This window comes from Yoonia sp. (genome assembly GCF_036770585.1).
Taxonomy (GTDB): Bacteria; Pseudomonadota; Alphaproteobacteria; order Rhodobacterales; family Rhodobacteraceae; genus Yoonia.
The window spans coordinates 1,655-20,452 of the sequence record NZ_DAIPIW010000016.1; the positions used below are offsets into that span (position 1 = coordinate 1,655).

18 protein-coding genes and 1 tRNA gene are annotated in these 18,798 nt (G+C 63.6%); 16 read left to right on the forward strand and 3 right to left on the reverse strand.

Going from position 1 to position 18,798, the window contains the following annotated elements; all coding sequences use genetic code 11:
* The 14 genes from V7N12_RS04725 to V7N12_RS04790 all read left to right on the forward strand — a co-directional run.
* A partial coding sequence (locus V7N12_RS04725; protein ID WP_333713043.1) for an ABC transporter substrate-binding protein occupies positions 1–894 on the forward strand: 894 nt, incomplete at its 5' end.
* Between the two features lie 134 nt (positions 895–1,028).
* Entirely contained in the window at positions 1,029–1,976 is a 948-nt protein-coding gene (locus V7N12_RS04730; protein ID WP_333713044.1) for a carbohydrate ABC transporter permease, read from the forward strand.
* Positions 1,976–2,824 (forward strand): carbohydrate ABC transporter permease, encoded by an 849-nt coding sequence (locus V7N12_RS04735; protein WP_333713046.1) that lies wholly within the window; start codon positions 1,976–1,978, stop codon positions 2,822–2,824. The genes V7N12_RS04730 and V7N12_RS04735 overlap by 1 nt, the downstream gene beginning before the upstream one ends.
* A 4-nt stretch (positions 2,825–2,828) precedes the next feature.
* Positions 2,829–4,910, forward strand: a complete 2,082-nt coding sequence (locus tag V7N12_RS04740; protein ID WP_333713047.1) for an alpha-galactosidase — start codon at positions 2,829–2,831, stop codon at positions 4,908–4,910.
* Positions 4,907–5,665, forward strand: a complete 759-nt coding sequence (locus tag V7N12_RS04745) for an SDR family NAD(P)-dependent oxidoreductase (RefSeq protein ID WP_333713049.1) — start codon at positions 4,907–4,909, stop codon at positions 5,663–5,665. Before V7N12_RS04740 ends, V7N12_RS04745 begins: the two co-directional genes overlap by 4 nt.
* The gene (locus V7N12_RS04750) at positions 5,662–6,567 is read left to right on the forward strand and encodes a 2-dehydro-3-deoxygalactonokinase (protein WP_333713051.1); all 906 of its coding nucleotides are present in this window, start codon (positions 5,662–5,664) and stop codon (positions 6,565–6,567) included. Before V7N12_RS04745 ends, V7N12_RS04750 begins: the two co-directional genes overlap by 4 nt.
* A gap of 4 nt (positions 6,568–6,571) precedes the next feature.
* Positions 6,572–7,180, forward strand: coding sequence for a 2-dehydro-3-deoxy-6-phosphogalactonate aldolase (locus V7N12_RS04755; RefSeq protein ID WP_333713052.1), 609 nt, complete (start codon positions 6,572–6,574; stop codon positions 7,178–7,180).
* Positions 7,177–7,998 (forward strand): SMP-30/gluconolactonase/LRE family protein, encoded by an 822-nt coding sequence (locus V7N12_RS04760; protein WP_333713053.1) that lies wholly within the window; start codon positions 7,177–7,179, stop codon positions 7,996–7,998. The genes V7N12_RS04755 and V7N12_RS04760 overlap by 4 nt, the downstream gene beginning before the upstream one ends.
* A 41-nt stretch (positions 7,999–8,039) precedes the next feature.
* Positions 8,040–9,941: a beta-galactosidase gene (locus V7N12_RS04765; protein WP_333713055.1), complete on the forward strand. Its 1,902-nt coding sequence runs from the start codon at positions 8,040–8,042 to the stop codon at positions 9,939–9,941.
* Positions 9,941–10,906 (forward strand): aldose epimerase family protein, encoded by a 966-nt coding sequence (locus tag V7N12_RS04770; RefSeq protein WP_333713057.1) that lies wholly within the window; start codon positions 9,941–9,943, stop codon positions 10,904–10,906. The genes V7N12_RS04765 and V7N12_RS04770 overlap by 1 nt, the downstream gene beginning before the upstream one ends.
* Before the next feature lie 143 nt (positions 10,907–11,049).
* Positions 11,050–12,447 carry a cytochrome ubiquinol oxidase subunit I gene (locus V7N12_RS04775; RefSeq protein WP_333713059.1) on the forward strand — a complete coding sequence of 466 codons (1,398 nt, stop codon included), beginning with the start codon at positions 11,050–11,052 and terminating at the stop codon, positions 12,445–12,447.
* 5 nt (positions 12,448–12,452) lie between these two features.
* Complete coding sequence (locus V7N12_RS04780) at positions 12,453–13,463, forward strand: cytochrome d ubiquinol oxidase subunit II (RefSeq protein ID WP_333713061.1); 1,011 nt, start codon at positions 12,453–12,455, stop codon at positions 13,461–13,463.
* A gap of 82 nt (positions 13,464–13,545) precedes the next feature.
* Positions 13,546–13,622 (forward strand) — tRNA-Met (locus V7N12_RS04785).
* 141 nt (positions 13,623–13,763) lie between these two features.
* Positions 13,764–15,176 (forward strand): FAD-binding oxidoreductase, encoded by a 1,413-nt coding sequence (locus V7N12_RS04790; RefSeq protein WP_333713063.1) that lies wholly within the window; start codon positions 13,764–13,766, stop codon positions 15,174–15,176.
* Positions 15,177–15,264: 88 nt separating this feature from the next.
* Here the strand turns inward: V7N12_RS04790 and V7N12_RS04795 are convergent, their stop codons facing one another.
* The 3 genes from V7N12_RS04795 to hemC form a co-directional block, all read right to left on the reverse strand.
* Positions 15,265–15,993 carry a nucleotidyl transferase AbiEii/AbiGii toxin family protein gene (locus tag V7N12_RS04795; protein ID WP_333713065.1) on the reverse strand — a complete coding sequence of 243 codons (729 nt, stop codon included), beginning with the start codon at positions 15,991–15,993 and terminating at the stop codon, positions 15,265–15,267.
* Between the two features lies 1 nt (position 15,994).
* Complete coding sequence (locus V7N12_RS04800; RefSeq protein WP_333713067.1) at positions 15,995–16,201, reverse strand: hypothetical protein; 207 nt, start codon at positions 16,199–16,201, stop codon at positions 15,995–15,997.
* Between the two features lie 170 nt (positions 16,202–16,371).
* On the reverse strand, positions 16,372–17,307 hold the full coding sequence (hemC, locus tag V7N12_RS04805; RefSeq protein ID WP_333713068.1) for a hydroxymethylbilane synthase: 936 nt from the start codon (positions 17,305–17,307) through the stop codon (positions 16,372–16,374).
* A gap of 93 nt (positions 17,308–17,400) precedes the next feature.
* Here hemC and hemE point away from each other — a divergent pair, with 93 nt between their 5' ends.
* Together hemE and V7N12_RS04815 are read left to right on the forward strand one after the other, a co-directional pair.
* On the forward strand, positions 17,401–18,432 hold the full coding sequence (gene hemE / locus V7N12_RS04810) for a uroporphyrinogen decarboxylase (RefSeq protein ID WP_333713070.1): 1,032 nt from the start codon (positions 17,401–17,403) through the stop codon (positions 18,430–18,432).
* Between the two features lie 30 nt (positions 18,433–18,462).
* Positions 18,463–18,798, forward strand: a 336-nt coding sequence (locus V7N12_RS04815; RefSeq protein WP_333713072.1) for a hypothetical protein, incomplete at its 3' end; no start/stop codon positions are given.

Here is an 18,798-nt window from a genome sequence, read left to right on the forward strand (position 1 = left end):
TCGACCCGCGGCGCGATGACCCTCGACGGTGCCCAGTGGGGCGTGCCCTATACCTACTACCAGTGGGGCGTCTACTACCGCAAAGACATCTTCGACCAGTTCGGCCTGAGCGAGCCTGCCACATGGGAAGAAGAGCTGGCCAACTGCCAGACGCTGCTGGACAACGGCATCAAGTGCTACACCATCGGCACCAAGTTCCTGTGGACTGCCGGCGGCTGGTTCGACTACATCAATAGCCGCACTAACGGCTATGACTTCCACATCCAGCTTGCCAGCGGCGAAGTCGAGTGGACAGACCCACGCGTCCGCGCCACTTTCGACAACTGGCGTCAGCTGATCGACATGGGCGCTTTCATCGACGATCACCAGACCTACAGCTGGCAGGAAGCCCTGCCCTTCATGGTCAATGGCGAAGCCGCGGCCTATCTGATGGGCAACTTCGCGGTCGCCGCGATGCGTGATGGCGGCCTGACCGATGACCAACTGGACTTCTACCAGTTCCCCGTCATCAACCCCGATGTCGACTTTGCGGAAGACGCGCCGACCGACACGTTCCACATCGCATCCGGTGCACAGAACGTCGAAGCCGCGAAAGAGTTCCTGCGCTTCGTCACCTCGCCTGACGTCCAGACCAAGATCAACGCAGGCGATGCTCTGGGCCAGTTGCCCGTGAACGCCAATGCCTCGATCGACGACGACAAGTTCCTCGCTCAGGGCTTTGACATGCTGTCCAACAATGCACAGGGCGGCATCATGCAGTTCTTCGACCGTGACTTCAGCGCCGAAATGGCATCTGTCGGCATGGAAGGCCTGCAAGAGTTCATGGTCTTCCCGGACAACCTCGACGACATCCTCGAGCGTCTCGAAGAGACACGTCAGCGGATCTATCAATAAGTTGGACAGCGGGGGAAACCCCGCTTTCTGCTGCCCCGCCCCTTTCTTGAGGGCGGGGTTCACCCCACCACAGCAACCCATCTGCGAACCGTCCTTGCGGTTTTCACATGTGTTGACCCCGCAGGAGAACCGCCATGACAGCCGCTCCGGCCTTTCCTGACACCGCACCGCCACAGCGTGGCTGGTACAAGCGCAACGAGATCGCCATCACGCCCTGGCTGTTCCTTGCGCCCGCGATCCTGTTCTTCTCGGTCTATGTGATCATCCCCATCGGCCAGTCCTTCTGGATTTCCTTTCACGAATGGGACGGCCTGGGCGAGAAGACATGGGTCGGCACGGCCAACTACGAACGTCTGCTGGGCTGGGGCGACCAGAACATCGATCGCAAGTTCGAGACGTCTTTCTGGAACAACCTCAAATGGCTGGTGCTTTACCTGCTTGCGATTCCGGCGGGGCTGTTCATTGCCCTATTCCTGAACCAGACGGTGACCGGCATCCGGTTCTACAAGTCGATGTTCTTCTTCCCCTTCGTGATCAGCCAGGTCGTCGTCGGTCTGGTCTTCTCGTGGTTCTACCTGCCGCGCGAGGGCCTGTTGAACGCGATCCTGGGGTTCTTCGGCGCGGGTCCGGTGAATATCCTCGGGGATCCGACGCTTGCGACCTACGGCATCATCGCGGCGGGTCTTTGGCCGCAGACGGCCTATTGCATGATCCTTTACCTGACCGGCCTGAACGCCGTCGATCCCGAACAGGTCGAGGCCGCACGGCTGGACGGTGCCAAGGGCTGGAGGATGCTCTGGTATGTGATCCTGCCGCAGCTGAAGCCTGCGACTTTCATCGCCTTCGTGGTGACGATCATCGGCGCGCTGCGGTCCTTCGACCTGATCAGCGTGATGACCAACGGCGGACCATTCGGGTCCACGCGGGTGCTGTCGTTCTACATGTTCGAGGAATCCCTTTCGGAATTCGGCTTCCGCATGGGTTATGGCGCGGCCATCGCCGTGGTGCTGTTCTTCATCATGCTCGGCTTCATCACCTACTTCCTCTATTCGATGTACCGTGACGAAAAGGCGGCCCGCTGATGTTTCCGACACCTATCGAAAAAACCTCGCGCGCGTGGCAAATTTCCTATCAGGCGCTGCTGCCCTTCGCGCTGATCGTCTGGCTTTTGCCGCTGATCGCCGTGGCCAATTTCTCGATCAAGCCCGAGTCGGATTTCGTCAGCGGCAACTACTGGGGCCTGCCCGGCAGTTTCGAGGCCTTCGCCAACTACGGTCAGGTCTTCTTCAATTCGGACATGCCCCGCTATCTGTTCAACTCGCTGATGATCACCATTCCAACCGTGATCGGCGCGGTCGCGCTGTCCTGCATGGCGGGCTTCGCGCTGGGCATCTACAAGTTCAAATCCAACCTGCCGATCTTCTTCATGTTCATCGCGGGCAACTTCGTGCCGTTCCAGATCCTGATGGTGCCGGTGCGCGACCTGACCGTCAGCATGAACCTTTACGACACCAAGCTGGGGCTGGTGCTGTTCCATATCGCCTTCCAGACGGGGTTCTGCACGCTCTTCATGCGCAACTTCATCCGCGCCCTGCCCTTCCCCCTGATCGAGGCGGCCCGGGTCGAGGGCATCTCGGAATGGCGCATCTTCCTCTTTGTCGTGCTGCCCTTGATGAAACCGGCCCTTGCCGCCCTGTCGGTGCTGATCTTCACCTTCATCTGGAACGATTACTTCTGGGCCGTCGTGCTGACCCAAGGCCCGGATTCGCAGCCGGTGACCGCAGGCATCACCGCCTTCAACTCGCAGTTCCGCGCGGCCTACCACCTGATGAGCGCAGGCTCGATCGTGGCCGCCCTGCCGCCGGTGCTGATGTTCTTCCTGATGCAGAAACACTTCATCGCGGGCCTGACCCTCGGAGCCGTCAAGTAACGTCATGAGCCGACACTTCCGTATCGACGACGCCCGCCAGACGCTTGTGCTGGCGGCCAAGGGCGACCGCCTGCCGCAGGTGGTCTATTGGGGCGCCAGACTGCCTGATGGCGAGGACCTCGACACCCTTCATGCCGCCCACGCGATCGACGTCACCGGCGGGATGCTGGATGAAAACCCCGACCTGTCGCTCTGCCCCGAGGCGACGCGCAGCTTTCCGGGGCAACCGGGGCTGATCCTGCGCGACAGTGATGGCACCCCGCTTTTGCCGAAGTTCTGCTACCAGTCGCACAGCCAGGACGCCGCGCTTGCGCTGATCTACAGCGATGCCGCCAACGGGCTGACGCTGACCTTCAGCTTCGCCATCGATCCCGACACGCATATGATCACCTGCCGGACGGCGCTGGATGCCACGCGCCCCGTGCATCTGCACTGGCTGGCGGCCCCGGTCCTGCCCGCCCCCCAGCACGCGGACGAGATGATCGATTTCGCAGGCCGCTGGATCGGCGAGTTCCAGACCAACCGAACAGCCTGGTCAGCCGGCATGCGCTACCGCGAGAACCGGACGGGCCGGACGGGACACGAACATTTCCCCGGCCTGATCGTTCCCTGCCGGGGTGCGACCAATACCCAAGGCGAGGCCTACGCCTTTCACTACGGCTGGTCCGGCGGGCATCGCATGATCGCCGAGGAACTGCCCGACGGCCGCCGCCAGATCCAATGGGGCCACGCCGCGCGGATGGAAACCGCACCCGCGACACGGTTCGAAACCGCGCCGCTTTACATCACCTACTCGGACAGCGGGTTGAACGGCTGTGCGACCGCCTTTCAGCGCCACCTGCGCGACCGGATCGTGACCTGGCCCAAACCGGACAGCCCGCGCCCCGTGCACTACAACTGCTGGGAAGCGGTCTATTTCGATCACAAGATCCCCGTGCTGCAGGATATCGCCAACCGCGCCGCCGCCTTGGGGGCCGAGAGGTTCGTGCTGGATGACGGCTGGTTCGGGCAACGTGACGACGACACGCGCAGCCTGTCGGACTGGACCGTCGATGCGCGCAAATACCCCGACGGGCTGCATCCGCTGATCGACCATGTGCACCGGCTCGGCATGAGTTTCGGCATCTGGTTCGAACCCGAGATGATCAATGAAGACAGCGACATCCACCGCGCCCACCCCGACTGGGTGCTGGGCAGCGAGGACCAGACGCTCGGCCGCCAGCAAAAGGCGCTGAACATGGCCCTGCCCGAGGTGCGCGACTACCTTTACGACCGGATGTCGGCGATCCTGCGGGACTACCCCATCGACTATATCAAATGGGACCACAACCGCGTGCTGCCGATGCCCGATGCGGCGCAGACGCGCGGCTCTTACGCGCTGCTGGACCGCTTGCGCACCGACTTCCCGATGGTCGAGATCGAAAGCTGCGCCTCGGGCGGCGGACGCATCGACTTCGGGATCATGCAGCGCACGCAGCGGGTCTGGCTGTCCGACAGCAACGACGCGCTGGAACGGCTGCGCATCCAGCACGATGCGGCCCTGTTTCTGCCGATGGCCGTCACCGGCAGCCATGTCGGTCCGCGCCATTGCCACACCTCGGGGCGCGTGCTGGATATGTCATTCCGCGCATGGGTCGCCGCCCAACGGCACATGGGCTTCGAGATGGACCCCCGCGAACTTGACGAAACCGAGACCGCCACCCTGAAAGAGGTGACGGCTTGGTGGAAAGCCAACCGTGACTGGATGTGCGGTGCCGATATTCTGCGGCTCGACAGCGCCGATCCCGCCGTGCTCGCAGAACAGCAACTGGCCCGCGACAAGGACCGCTTCGTTGTCTTCGCAGGCAAGGCCGCGACCAGCACCCAGATTTCGCCCCGCCCGCTGCGCCTGACCGGCCTTGATCCGCAGGCGACCTACCGGATCACACTCGCCAACCGGAACACCCTGCATCGCCTGTCCCGCGGGACAACGGCGCTGAAGACCGAGGCGCTAAAGCTCTCGGGGGCATACCTCATGAACCACGGCATCACCTTGCCATGGTCATTCCCCGAACGGATGTGGGTTGTGGAAGGGCAAAGGCTATGACCGCGACCTTTCATGACCTTGCAGGCAAATCCGTCTTCATCACCGGCGGCGGCAACGGGATCGGCGCCGCGCTGACCAAGGGCTTTCTGGCCCAAGGTGCGAAGGTCGCCTTTGTCGGTCGGTCCGATGCCTCTGGCTTTGTCGCTGCGATGGCCGCCGAATACGGGGTGGCCCCGCTCTTCATCCGCTGCGACATCACCGATACCGCAGCGCTCGAGACGGCAATGGATCAGGCCGCCGAAACCCACGGCGGCTTGCATGTGCTGGTCAACAATGCCGCCAACGACATGCGCTATGACGCCATGGAGATCACACCCGAGATCTGGGACGCCCAGCAGGCGGTCAACTTCAAGGCCTACTTCTTTGCCTGCCGGAAAGCCGCCGCGCTGATGGCGGATGGCGGCGCGATCATCAATTATTCCTCGATCACCTATCTGATGGGCGCCGCCGGCATGGTGCCCTACGTCAGCGCCAATGCAGGCATTGCCGGCATGACCAGCGCCCTTGCCCGCGAATGGGGGCCGAAGGGCATCCGCGTGAATGCGATCGCACCCGGTTGGGTCTTCACCGAAAAGCAGGAAACCAAGTGGGCCACGCCTGAAAGCAAGGCCGCCTTTCTCGAAAAACAGTGCCTCAAACGCTTCATGACGCCCGATGACATGGTCGGCGGTACGCTCTTTCTGGCGTCGGGCAGCGCGGCCATGATGACAGGACAGACCATGGTCATAGACGCAGGGGTGACACGAACAGGATGAGCGCGACGACCACACCTTCCTGGATTGCCGTTGACTGGGGCACGACGAACATGCGCGCATGGGCCATGTCGGCCTCGGGAAGCGTGCTGGCCGAGGCATGTTCGGACAAGGGCATGGGCAGCCTTGCCCGCGACCAGTTCGAGGCCGCCTTGCTGGACACCATCGGCCCTTGGCTGGTCGGCCCGACGACCATTGTCGCCTGCGGCATGGTCGGCTCGCGTCAGGGCTGGGTCGAGGCACCCTATGCCGCCACACCATGCCCCGCCCTGCCCGAGGGGCTGACCCGCGCGCCGACGCAGGACCCCCGGCTCTCGGTCCATGTGATCGCGGGCATCAAACAACCCGCGCCCGCCGATGTGATGCGCGGCGAGGAAACCCAGATCGCGGGCTTCCTTGCGCTCAACAAGAACTGGGACGGCGTGATCTGCCTGCCCGGCACCCATACCAAATGGGTCCACGTCAGCGCAGGCGAGGTCATCAGCTTCCAGACCTACATGACGGGCGAGCTTTACCACGTCACCAGCACCCAGACGGTCCTGCGCCATACCGTCGCCGCCGGTGACGGCTGGGACGAAACGGCCTTTCTCACCGGCATCGAAACCGCCATGGCCCGGCCCGAGCGTCTTGCCGCAAGGCTGTTCTCGCTGCGGGCCGAGGGGCTCTTGAACGGCATGACGGGGCAGACCGCACGGGCGCAACTCTCCGGCCTTCTGATCGGGGCCGAACTTGCGGGGGCCAAGCCCTATTGGCTGGGCCAGCAGATCGCGGTGATTGGCGACGGCACGCTTTCGGGGCATTATGTCCGCGCCCTTGCCGCGCAATCCGCGCCCGCTACACAAGTGAACGCCAATGCGGCAACGCTGGCGGGGCTGACCGCCGCCTATCGCCGCCTGAAAGGATAGACCGATGGACCGCCCCCTGATCGCCATCCTGCGCGGGATCACCCCGCCCGAGGCCGTCCCCATCGCCGAGGCCCTGATCGACGCGGGCATCACGAAGATCGAGGTGCCGCTGAACTCGCCCGATCCCTTCGCCAGCATCAAGTCCATAGTGGATGCCTGCGGCGACCGCGCGCTGATCGGTGCAGGGACGGTTCTTTCGGTCGAGGACGTGGGCCGCGTCGCGCAAGTGGGTGGCAGGCTGGTGGTCTCGCCCAACTGCGACCAGCGCGTGATCGTCGCCACCAAGACCGCCGGCATGCAAAGCTGGCCCGGCGTGATGACCCCGACCGAATGTTTCGCCGCCCTCAAGGCGGGGGCGGACGGGCTGAAGATCTTTCCGGCCAGCCTGCTTGGTCCCGACGGCATCAAGGCGATCCGCGCGGTCCTGCCGCAGGGCACGCAGGTCTATGCGGTGGGTGGCGCGGGGGCCGATAATTTCGCTGAATGGATGGCCGCCAGCGCGGACGGCTTCGGGATCGGCTCGGCGCTCTACAAGGCGGGTCTGTCCGTCGATCAGGTCACCGCCCGCGCCCGCGAGATCGTCGCCGCCTATGACAAGGCCGCAAGCCCATGATCTATGACGACACGCAATGCAAACTGGGCGAAGGCCCGCTCTGGCATCCCCTGCGGGGCGAGCTTTTCTGGTTCGACATCCTGAACAGACAGCTGCGGACGAAAGACCGCCTTTGGCCGTTCGAGGATTTCGTCAGCGCCGCGGGCTGGGTCGATGAAGACACCTTGCTGGTGGCCTCGGCCAAGGGCCTGCACCGCTTCAGCATTTCCATGGGCACCCATGAACCGGTTTGCCCGCTGGAAGCCGACAACCCCGTCACCCGGTCCAACGACGGGCGCGCCGACCCTCGGGGTGGCTTCTGGATCGGAACGATGGGAATCCACGCCGACCCCGGGGCAGGCGCGATCTATCGCTTCTACAAGGGAGAGTTGCGCCAGCTTTTCGCGCCCATCACCATCTCCAACGCGATCTGCTTTGCCCCCGACGGGGCCACCGCCTATTTCACCGACACGCCGACCCAGATGATCCTGCGCGTGGCACTGGATGCCGAGGGCTGGCCCAAGGGTGAACCCGCGCTGCACATCGACCTGCGCGGCACGGATTTCCGCCCCGACGGCGCGGTTGTCGATGCGGCAGGCAATCTGTGGAACGCGCAATGGGGCGCAGGACGCGTGGCGGTCTATGACCCTGCGGGCAATCCCGTCGAAAGCTTCAGCTTCGCTGCAGCACAGACCTCCTGTCCGGCCTTCGGTGGCGCTGACCTGAAAACGCTCTATTGCACATCCGCCGCAATCGGTCTCAAAGGCCCCGAAGAGGGCAGGACCTTCGCGGTCAAAACCCCCTATACCGGACAGGCGGAACACCGGGTCATTCTGTGACACCCCGCCTCGCTTTGCTGACAAATACTCAAAGGACCACCATGAAACGCACACTCGGCGTTTGCTATTACCCCGAACACTGGCCCGAGGACCAATGGGCCAAGGACGCCGCCCGCATGGTGGAAACCGGCCTTGCGTGGGTCCGCATCGGCGAGTTTGGCTGGGCCCGGATGGAACCCGCCCCGGGCCATTTCACATGGGACTGGCTGGACCGCGCGATCGATGTTCTGGGATCGGCTGGCCTCAAGATCATCCTCGGCACGCCGACCGCGACACCGCCGCGCTGGATGCTGGACAAGCACCCCGAGATGCTGGCCGTCGATGCGATGGGCCGCCCGCGCAAATTCGGCTCACGCCGGCATTACGATTTCAGCTATCTGCCCTACCGCGACGAATGTCGCCGCATCGCGCGGATCATGGGTGCGCGTTATGGCAAGAACCCGCATATCGCCGCATGGCAGATCGACAATGAATACGACTGCCACGACACGACCCTCAGCTATTCCGCTGCCGCGCGCGCCGGGTTTCAGGACTGGCTGGCGCAGACATACCAAAGCACCGATGCGCTGAACCGCGCCTGGGGCAATGTCTTCTGGTCGATGGAATACGACAGCTTCGACCAGATCGACCTGCCCAACCTTACCGTGACCGAACCCAACCACCCGCACCAACTGGCCTTCCGCCGCTACAGCTCGGATCAGGTGGTGGCCTTCAACAAGGTGCAGGCGGAGGAATTGCGCCGCCACACAGACGCGCCGCTAATCCACAACTACATGGGGCGGATCACAAGCTTCGATCATTGGAAGGTCGGCGCGGACCTCGATATCGCCTCTTGGGACAGTTACCCGATCGGCTTTCTGTCCGACCGGCTGGAAGGCACGCCCGCATTCAAGCAGGCTTTCCTGCGGCAGGGCCACCCCGACATGCAGGCCTTTCACCACGACCTTTACCGCGCGGTCGGCAAGGGGCGGCTTTGGGTGATGGAACAGCAGCCCGGCCCGGTGAACTGGGCCCCCTATAACCCCGCGCCCCTGCCCGGCATGGCCCGCCTCTGGGCATGGGAGGCCTTCGCCCATGGCGCGGAAACCGTCTGCTACTTCCGCTGGCGGCAGGCGCCCTTCGCACAGGAGCAGATGCACGCAGGACTGCTGCGTCCCGACAGCGCCCCTGCCCCCGCCCTCGCCGAGGCGCGGCAGGTCGCCGATGAAATTGCGGCGCTGCCGGATGTCGGCACCGCCCGCGCCGACGCCGCGCTGATCTTCGATTACGACAGCGCCTGGGCCTGGGACGCGCAGCCGCAAGGCAAGGACTTCGAGATGTTCCGCCTTGCCTTCGCCGCTTACGGCGCATTGCGGCGGGCGGGGCTGAACGTGGATATCCTGCCGCCCGATACCGCGGACCTTCAGGGATACAAACTGGTCCTCGCCCCCGGCATCCTGCGGCTGAGCGACACTCTGCGCGCCGCCCTTGCGCGCTTTGACGGCATCGCTCTGCTCGGCCCGCGCACCGATACCAAGACGGAAGAGCTGAGCATCCCGACACCCATGGGCCCGGACCTGCCGGACCTCGACATCACCGTCGCCCTGACCGAAAGCATGCCGCCCGACGACGCCATTCCCTTGGCAAACGGCGGGCAGTTCCTGCACTGGTTCGAGCACCTCGAAGGCGGGGCAGAGGTGCTCGAACAGACGGCATCCGGGCTGCCCGCCATCATGGGCGGGCCGCATCTACGTTATCTTGCCGGCTGGCCCGATCCCGCGACCTTCGACCGGATCATCCGCGATGTGGCGACCGCACAGGGGCTTGGCGTGCATGACTTGCCTGACGGTCTGCGCATCCGCGACACCGCGACACATCGTTTCGTCTTCAACTACGCCCCGCACCCGCTGACATGGAACGGCACGCAGATCCCGCCTGCAGGCGTGCATTGGGAGGACCGCTAGTGGAGGTTTTCGGAACCACCGCAAAGGGCCAGACCGTCCATCGCCTGACCCTGACCGCAGGCGATCTGACGGTGCGCCTTCTGACCTGGGGCGCGGTGGTGCAGGACGTCCGGCTAGCGGGCGTGGACCGCAGCCTGACGCTCGGGTCCGACCGATTGTCGGACTACGAAACCGATATGCGCCACCACGGCGCGCTGATCGGCCCGGTCGCGAACCGCATCAGCACGGCCCGCGCGCGGATCGACGGGATGGACTACGAGCTTGAACGCAATGAGCATGGGCGCATCCACCTGCATTCAGGGGCGCAAGGGACGCATTTGCAGGTCTGGGACGTCAGTGAGGCCACCGATGACAGCGTGACCCTGACGCTGACCCTGCCCGACGGGATGTGCGGCCTGCCCGGCAACCGCCAGGTCACCGCCCGCTACACGGTCGAGGCCCCCGCCACGCTGCGGCTCGAGGTGACGGGAACGACCGACGCCACCACCCTGATGAATTTCGCCAACCACAGCTATTGGAACCTCGACGGCACGGATCGCTATGACGGGCACAGCCTGTGGATCGCGGCCGACCATTACCTGCCCACGACCGAAGACGACTATCCAACCGGTGAAATCGTCCCCGTCGACGGCACCGACATGGATTTCCGGCAGGCGCGCAGGATCACCGTGGGTTCCCCCCATTTCGACAACAACTTCTGCCTGTCCGACAAGAACGAACCGCTGCGCGACGTGCTGCGCCTGACCGGGCGAAGCGGTGTCAGCATGACAGTCGCCACCACCTGCCCCGGCATTCAGGTCTATGACGGACGCAAGGCGCAAAGACCCGGGCGCGCCACCTACGAGGCGCTGGCGATCGAGGCTCAGCACTGGCCCGATGCGCCCGTCAACCGGCATTTTCCGTCGATCAAGACGGCACCCGACAGCCCTTACCGGCAAACAACCACCTGGACATTCGCAAGCTAGTCCTGCGGCACCTTGGCCCCGTTTCCAAAGGCCATGGCACCGTCCGCAGGTTCACCCGCGCCCTGCTGTCGCAGGTAGGGTGACCTTGATGGGCATTGCCCTATCTACGGATTAACGGACAATCGTCTTTCCCGAGGTAAGTTATGGAACTCGATACCTTCATCCTGTCCCGCATCCAGTTTGCGGCCAATATTTCGTTTCACATCCTTTTCCCGACGATCACCATCGCGCTGGGATGGGTGCTGTTGTTCTTCAAGCTGCGCTACAACGCCACCGGCGAAATGCGCTGGATGGAGGCCTACCGCTTCTGGGTCAAGATTTTCGCGCTGTCCTTTGCCTTGGGTGTGGTGTCCGGCATCACGATGTCGTTCCAGTTCGGCACCAACTGGCCCGGCTTCATGGAAAAGGTCGGCAATATCGCAGGCCCGCTTCTGGCCTATGAGATCATGACCGCCTTCTTTCTCGAGGCGGTGTTCCTTGGCATCATGCTGTTCGGGTTCAGCCGCGTGCCCAACTGGGTGCATACGCTGGCGACCTTCCTTGTGGCCTTCGGGACGCTGATGTCGGCCTTCTGGATCATCGTTCTGAACTCGTGGATGCACACGCCGCAAGGCTTCGAGATGATCGACGGTGTCGCTCATGCGACCGATTGGTGGGCGATCATCTTCAACCCCTCGATGCCCTACCGCTTTACCCATATGGTGCTGGCAAGCTTCCTGACGGTCAGCTTCCTGATTGCCGGTGTCAGCGCCTTCCGCTGGCTGATCGGCGGCCGGACCGAAGGCGTCCGTGTGGCGCTGAAAACCGCAGTCTATGCGGCGGCCCTGCTGATCCCCGTGCAGATTCTGCTTGGTGACCTGCATGGCCTGAACACGAAGGAATATCAGCCCGCCAAGGTCGCCGCGATGGAAGGCAACTGGGAAACCGATACCGGTGTGCCGCTGATCCTCTTTGCGCTGCCGGATGAGGACGCCCGCGAGAACCGGTTCGAGATCGGCATCCCCAATCTTGCCTCTTTCATCCTGACGCATGACTGGAACGGCGAAGTGCAGGGTCTGAACGACTTCGTCGCCGAGGACGGCACCGTGCTGCACCCGCCCGTCAATCCCGTCTTCTGGTCCTTCCGCGTGATGGTCGGCACCGGCCTTCTGATGCTGCTGATCAGCTGGGCCGCCTCGGGGATGATGCTGCGCAAGACGCGCGGCGGCGTCGAGGGGCTGCCCAAGCCGATGCTCTACGCCCTCGTCGGCATGAGCTTCAGCGGCTGGCTGGCCACGCTGGCAGGCTGGTACACGACCGAGATCGGGCGCCAGCCATGGCTGGTGCAGGGTGTCATGACCACGAAAGAGGCCGTCGCCGATGTGCCCGCGCCGATGGTCCTGTCCACCCTGATCGCCTATCTGCTGGTCTATGCCGCCCTGCTGGCCGCCTATATCTTCGTGATCTTCTATCTGGCCCGCAAAGCCTCCAAGGGCGAGGCGATCGGCTCGCCCGTGCCACCATCCACCAAAGCGGCCCCCAAGGCCGTCCCAGCGGAGTAACGCAGATGTATCTTTTCGGTGATCCGACGATCTGGCTGCCCTTCGTCTTTGCGGCGCTGATGGGCGCGTCGATCCTGATCTACGTCGTCCTCGACGGGTTCGACCTTGGCGTGGGGGTGCTGTTTCCCTTCGCCGAGGAGGCCGAGAAAGACCGCATGATCGCCTCGATCGGCCCCTTCTGGGACGCCAACGAGACATGGCTGGTGCTGGCCGTGGGTCTGCTGCTGGTAGCCTTCCCCTCGGCCCACGGGGAAATCCTGACGGCCCTCTATCTGCCCGTCGCGATCATGCTGATCGGGCTGATCCTGCGCGGCGTCGCTTTCGAGTTCCGCGCCAAGGCACCCACCCCGCACAAGCGGCTGTGGAACAACGCCTTCTTTGCGGGATCGCTGATGACCTCGCTCAGCCAAGGGTTCATGCTGGGGATGTATGTGATGGGTCTGGAATGGACATGGATGAACGTGGCCTTCGGCCTTTTGACCGCCGTTTTCCTGACTGTCGGTTACAGTTTCATCGGGGCGACATGGGTCATCCACAAGACGTCCGATGCCTTGCAGATCAAGGCGGTCGCATGGGCCAAGGGCGGTATCTGGGGGCTGGTGCTGGGGATCGGCGCGATCTCGGCGGCGACACCCTTCGTCAGCGCGCGCATCTTCGACAAATGGTTCAGCTGGCCCGAGGCGCTCTATCTGTCGCCCCTGCCCATCGTGTCGGCCCTGCTGGTCTATGCCCTCTGGGCGATGCTGCAAAGGATGCCCTTTGCCGAAGACCGCCGGTCATGGCTGCCCTTCGCCGCCGCGACAGCCCTGTGGGTCATGGCCTTCGGGGGGATGGCCTACAGCTTTTATCCCTACGTGGTGCCCGAACAGATCACCATCTACGAGGCCGCCAGCGCCCCCGAGAGCCTGTTCATCATCCTGATCGGCACCTGCATCGTGCTGCCGACGATCATGGGCTACACCGTGCTGTCCTACTTCATCTTCCGCGGCAAGGCGACCGAGTTGCGCTATGACTGATCGCGGTTCCGTTTCTCACGACATGCCGCCAGAATCGGTTTGACACCTCTGGCGGCATTGCGTAATCGGACGCTCGTGGTCCGGCGCGGTAGCTCAGTTGGTTAGAGCGAACGACTCATAATCGTTAGGTCGGGAGTTCAAATCTCCCCCACGCCACCACCACGACACGATCCCGACTGACGGGCGTTTGGCTTCGCCAAGCCACCCTGAGTGCGGGAGTTCAAATCTCCCCCACGCCACCACCACTTTCCGAAAGTCGAAGAACGCGCTAGCGTCCCGCCAGAACAATCGGGGGGAGCCATGACCGTCATCGACCAGATCGCCGCAGCCATCGGCGCAGACCGCATCCTGACCGGCAAGGACGCCGCCCCCTATGGCAAGGACTGGACGGGCGGCTATACCTCGTCGCCGCTGGCGGTGGTGAAGCCCGCAAATACGGCCGAGGTTTCGGCCATCCTGCAAATCGCCAATGCAACGAAAACCCCCGTTGTCCCCGCATCCGGCCGCACGGGGCTGACCGGGGCGACGATGGCGGACGGGGCGTTGATGTTGTCCGTCGAACGGCTCAACCAGATCACGCAGATCAACCCCGCCGCCCGCACCGCGACCGTGGGTGCCGGCGTGATCCTGTCCAACCTGCACGAGGCCGCAGCCGCCCATGACCTCATCTTCCCGCTGACGCTGGGGGCCAAGGGCTCGGCCATGATCGGGGGGCTGCTTTCGACCAATGCAGGCGGGATCAACGTGGTGCGCTATGGCAGCACGCGGGGGCTGTGCCTCGGGCTGGAGGTCGTGCTGGCGGACGGGCGCGTGATGAACCTGATGAGCGCGCTGCACAAGGACAACTCCGGCCTCGATCTGCGCAACCTGATGATCGGGGCCGAGGGCACGCTGGGCATCATCACCGCCGCCGTGCTGAAGCTGAAACCCAAACCCCGCGCCTATGCCACCGCCATGGTCGCCGTCGCCAGCCTCGACAATGCGCTGTCGCTGCTGCACAAACTGCAGGACGAAACCGGCGGCGGGGTCGAGGCGTTCGAATACATGCCGCGCAGCTATATCGACAAACACCGCGCGCTTTTCCCCGACGCCCCCGCGCCCTTTGATCAGGCCCATGACGTCAACATCATGGTCGAGATCGCCGCCACCCTCGCCCGCGACGCGGTGCCGAACGCGGACGGCAGCCTGCCGGTGACGCGGCTTCTGGAAGACACGCTCGGCGCGATGCTGGAGGATGGAACGGTGCTGGACGCCGCGATCGCCCAGAACGAGGGGCAACGCCGCGAGATGTGGAAACGGCGCGAGGACGCGGGCGAGGTCGCCTTTTTCGGTGGCACCTTCGTGAATACCGACGTCTGCCTGCCGCTGGACAAGATCGCCGCCTTCGAACGGCGCCTGACCCCGCGCATCAAGGCCATCGACCCCGACGCGACCGAGGTCCTCGTCGCGCACCTCGGCGACGGCAACATCCACCACACCAGCTATGTCAGCCGCAACGACCCCGCCGTGATGGACGCCCTGACCGAAGCGGTCGAGGACGTGGTGCAGGACCTCGGCGGCTCATTCAGCGCCGAACACGGGATCGGGGTGTCCAAGCTGGAAACGATGCGCCGTCGCAAAGACCCCGTGGCGCTAGAGGCGATGCGGGCCGTGAAACGGGCACTGGATCCGCAGGGGATACTGAACCCGGGGAAGGTCATTCCGGGGGTTTGAGGGGGGGCTATCCGGTATTTGTAATACTTGCGCCAGTCACCAAAAGCGTCCAATCACCACAGGAAACATGGTTGATAGGCTTTGGCCACTAGTCGAACGGTGACGGCTTGCGCGGATATGGCGCCCCATGGATCGCACGTATTTCTTCGACAGTATCTGGTGCAATCTGCAATTTGCTTGCGCAGCTTTCCAGATATTCGGGATGTCGTATCTTCTCCACCGCCTTGTCAAAATCCTCGCGCACCTTGGTCCCATAGGCCGCCTGCGCGACGTCCCATGCCTTGCCAGGCACATCACCCCATCGCGAGATCATCACCGATAGGTCTATTATGTCTCGGCTCGCAACGTCAGGCGCGTACCATCGGTCAGAATTGGCCAACAGCTTTTCTGCATACATGTAGGGGCGGTCCAAAACGGGCAGCCCGTAACGAGGATCGATCACACCACGCAGTTCGGTGCGCGCTTCGCGGACGATCTCAAACCTAATGTTGACGCCTTGGCTGCGGACGATCGTGCGAAGACCATATTGATCTGATCTCACCTCACGGACGCATTCAAGGGCTGTCGCCGGTCTGAGGATGGGGTCGAGGTTCGGTTTTCCTGCAAGCGCTGTCCGAAGGTTGCGATAGCCTTCTTGGTCTGCGCAAAGAAAATCGATATCCACACTTTCGCGATATTCATCAAGAGAAAGCACAATAGCGGTGCCACCGCCAAAGTAGCACTTTGCTTTCTCCATCAGATCCCCATCAAGAGATCGGAGGACGTTCAGGATGACTTGGTGATGCCGTCGTTTGAAGTAGACCTCTTCAAACTGCATTTCAGGCAGGCATGAATACGCCGTTGCCGAACCGGGCAACAAGACCTGCAAGCAGCTTTGCTTCCTGAGGGTCAAAGCCTTCGGGATCAATCAGACGCCAATTATTCTCATAAAGGCCAAGCGCCTCTGGACCGTCCACGACAGCATCGTCGGGGCGATTCCAGCACAAAGTGCGTAGCTGAGGATATTTATTCACCTGAATCCGCATGTCTTAAGCCTATACGCGTCGCGGCCATCCGATTCCAGTCCTTTCAAAGCCCGGACAGGGATCACGGCGCAGACGCCACTCGGTCGTCTTTCTATAAGGTAAGCATCAAAATTTGGTCTTCAAGACAGACAAGATGTCACAAAACTGTCCGCCATGGGCGACCGTCCCCCTCAAAAAAACCCCGGCCCCGCCTGTGCCAACAGCCTTTCCGCCATGACCCGTCCCATCTCGGCGCCGTCCTCGACTGCACCCGTCACATCGTCGCTGTAAACCGCTGTCCCGTCCGTCCGCAGGATTTCCCCCCGCAGCCGCAGCGACCCGCCGTCCAGTTCCGCCAGCCCGCCGATGGGTGTCTCGCAAGAGCCGTCCAGATGCGCCAGAAAGCTGCGCTCGGCGGCCAGCCTCTGCCCTGTGGGGCCGTGATGGATCGCCGCCAGCATCTCGGCCGCGCGCGTATCATCGCCGCGCCGTTCGATCCCGATGGCGCCTTGTGCGACCGCGGGCAGCATCTCATCCGGCGAGATCGCCGTGCGCGGCACATCCACCATATGCAACCGGTTCAGCCCCGCCATGGCGAGAAACGTCGCCTCGGCCACGCCCTCGTCCAGTTTGCGCAGGCGGGTCTGCACGTTGCCGCGAAATTCCACCACGTTCAGATCAGGCCGCCGCGCCAGCAGTTGCGACCGCCGCCGCAAGGACGATGTGCCGACGGTCGCGCCCTGCGCCAGATCGGAAAGACCCTTGGCGGTCAGGGACACGAAGGCATCACGCACGTCCTCACGCGGAAGGTATGTGTCCAGCAGCAACCCCTTGGGCTGTTCCACCGGCATGTCCTTCATCGAATGCACCGCGATGTCGATGGACCCATCCAGCAGCGCCTCTTCGATCTCGCGGGTGAACAGGCCCTTGCCGCCGATCTCTTTCAGCGGGCGGTCCTGAATGGCGTCGCCCGTCACCTTGATGATGCAGATGGCAAAGGCCTCTTCCGGCAGATCGAAGGCGGCCATCAGCCGCGCGCGCGTCTCATGCGCCTGGGCCAGTGCCAGCGGGGATCCACGGGTGCCGATGTTGAAGGGTGAGGCGGGGGAAGGAAGCGAAATCGTCATGCGCGATTGTTAGACGTGTCAACCGAAACTGACAACTCCCTTGACAACTTTGCCAGCAGTTGGGACGAGGGACGCGACGTTAAAGGAACTGACATGGCGCAAAAGACAATCCTCCGGGCCCTCGCGGGCGAGACCCTTGCCACCCCGCCCATCTGGATGATGCGCCAAGCAGGCCGTTACCTGCCGGAATACCGCGCGACGCGCGGTCAGGCGGGGGATTTCCTGTCGCTGTGCTACAACCCCGAACTGGCCGCCGAGGTGACGCTGCAACCGATCCGCCGCTACGGTTTCGACGCGGCGATCCTCTTTGCCGATATCCTGCTGTTGCCGCAGGCAATGGGGGCGGACCTGTGGTTCGTCACCGGCGAAGGTCCGCGCCTCTCGACGATCACCAGCGCCGACGAACTGGCCAGGCTGAAACCGATCGAGGCGATCCACGAGACCCTGAACCCCGTCTATGAAACCGTGCGGATCCTGTCGCGGGAACTGCCCAAGGAAACCACGCTGATCGGTTTCGCAGGCGCGCCCTGGACCGTCGCCACCTACATGATTGCAGGGCAAGGCACGCCCGATCAGGGGCCGGCCCATGCCCTCAAGGCCGAGAACCGGCCCGTCTTCGAAGGCATCATCAACCGGCTGACCGAAGGCACGATTGCCTATCTCTCGGCCCAGATCGAGGCCGGGGCAGAATGTGTCAAGCTCTTCGACAGCTGGGCGGGGTCGCTGGAAGGCGACGATTTCACCGCATTCTCGATCAAGCCGATGCAGCGGATCACGGCGGCGCTGAAGGAAAAGCACCCCGGCATCCCCGTCATCGCCTTTCCGCGCGGGGCGGGGACGAAATATGCCGGAGTCCACGCGGCGACCGGTGCCGATTGCGTCGCCGTCGATGATGGTGTCGATGCGGCATGGGTGGCGGAACATGTGCAGAAAGACGGCTGCGTGCAGGGCAACCTTGCCTCGTCCCATATGGTCACGGGCGGGCAGGCGCTGGTCGATGAAACCCGCCGCATCTGCGACGCGCTGGCGGGGGGTGCGCATATCTTCAACCTCGGGCACGGGATCACACCGGATGCGGACCCCGACAATGTCCAGCGCATGATCGACACGGTGCGTGGCGGCTGAACCGCCACCTCCATGCAAAGGCGCGGCGTCATGAGACTGCCGCTTACCTTGCGCTTTGCCTATCACGGGGTCCGCGCTGCGGTCATGGGCGGGCTGATCCTTGTCATCGGCTGGGTCGCCTTCGTCCCCGCCACCACAACCGAGGCCACCCGTCTGGGCAGCACCCTGGGCCGCACCTATCCCGAGGGCCTGCGCCAGATGCGGGCGGCACAGGTCGTTGTCGCAATCGCGCCTGATCCGGTCTATGACCTGGCCGCGCGCGTCATCGGGCCACAGGTGTCAGGCTGGATGGTCAGACTTGCCGTCTCGCAAATGGCGGCAGGCAATGTGCCGCGCCTCCCCGAAAGCCCCGTCGAAAGCGACCGC

Bases quoted from the DNA above. Each gene is read 5' to 3' on its own strand.
- V7N12_RS04730 (WP_333713044.1), top strand. From the start codon at position 1,029: ATGACAGCCGCTCCGGCCTTTCCTGACACCGCACCGCCACAGCGTGGC.
- V7N12_RS04735 (WP_333713046.1), top strand. From the start codon at position 1,976: ATGTTTCCGACACCTATCGAAAAAACCTCGCGCGCGTGGCAAATTTCC.
- V7N12_RS04740 (WP_333713047.1), top strand. From the start codon at position 2,829: ATGAGCCGACACTTCCGTATCGACGACGCCCGCCAGACGCTTGTGCTG.
- V7N12_RS04745 (WP_333713049.1), top strand. From the start codon at position 4,907: ATGACCGCGACCTTTCATGACCTTGCAGGCAAATCCGTCTTCATCACC.
- V7N12_RS04750 (WP_333713051.1), top strand. From the start codon at position 5,662: ATGAGCGCGACGACCACACCTTCCTGGATTGCCGTTGACTGGGGCACG.
- V7N12_RS04755 (WP_333713052.1), top strand. From the start codon at position 6,572: ATGGACCGCCCCCTGATCGCCATCCTGCGCGGGATCACCCCGCCCGAG.
- V7N12_RS04760 (WP_333713053.1), top strand. From the start codon at position 7,177: ATGATCTATGACGACACGCAATGCAAACTGGGCGAAGGCCCGCTCTGG.
- V7N12_RS04765 (WP_333713055.1), top strand. From the start codon at position 8,040: ATGAAACGCACACTCGGCGTTTGCTATTACCCCGAACACTGGCCCGAG.
- V7N12_RS04775 (WP_333713059.1), top strand. From the start codon at position 11,050: ATGGAACTCGATACCTTCATCCTGTCCCGCATCCAGTTTGCGGCCAAT.
- V7N12_RS04780 (WP_333713061.1), top strand. From the start codon at position 12,453: ATGTATCTTTTCGGTGATCCGACGATCTGGCTGCCCTTCGTCTTTGCG.
- V7N12_RS04790 (WP_333713063.1), top strand. From the start codon at position 13,764: ATGACCGTCATCGACCAGATCGCCGCAGCCATCGGCGCAGACCGCATC.
- V7N12_RS04795 (WP_333713065.1), bottom strand. From the start codon at position 15,993: ATGCAGTTTGAAGAGGTCTACTTCAAACGACGGCATCACCAAGTCATC.
- V7N12_RS04800 (WP_333713067.1), bottom strand. From the start codon at position 16,201: ATGCGGATTCAGGTGAATAAATATCCTCAGCTACGCACTTTGTGCTGG.
- hemC (WP_333713068.1), bottom strand. From the start codon at position 17,307: ATGACGATTTCGCTTCCTTCCCCCGCCTCACCCTTCAACATCGGCACC.
- hemE (WP_333713070.1), top strand. From the start codon at position 17,401: ATGGCGCAAAAGACAATCCTCCGGGCCCTCGCGGGCGAGACCCTTGCC.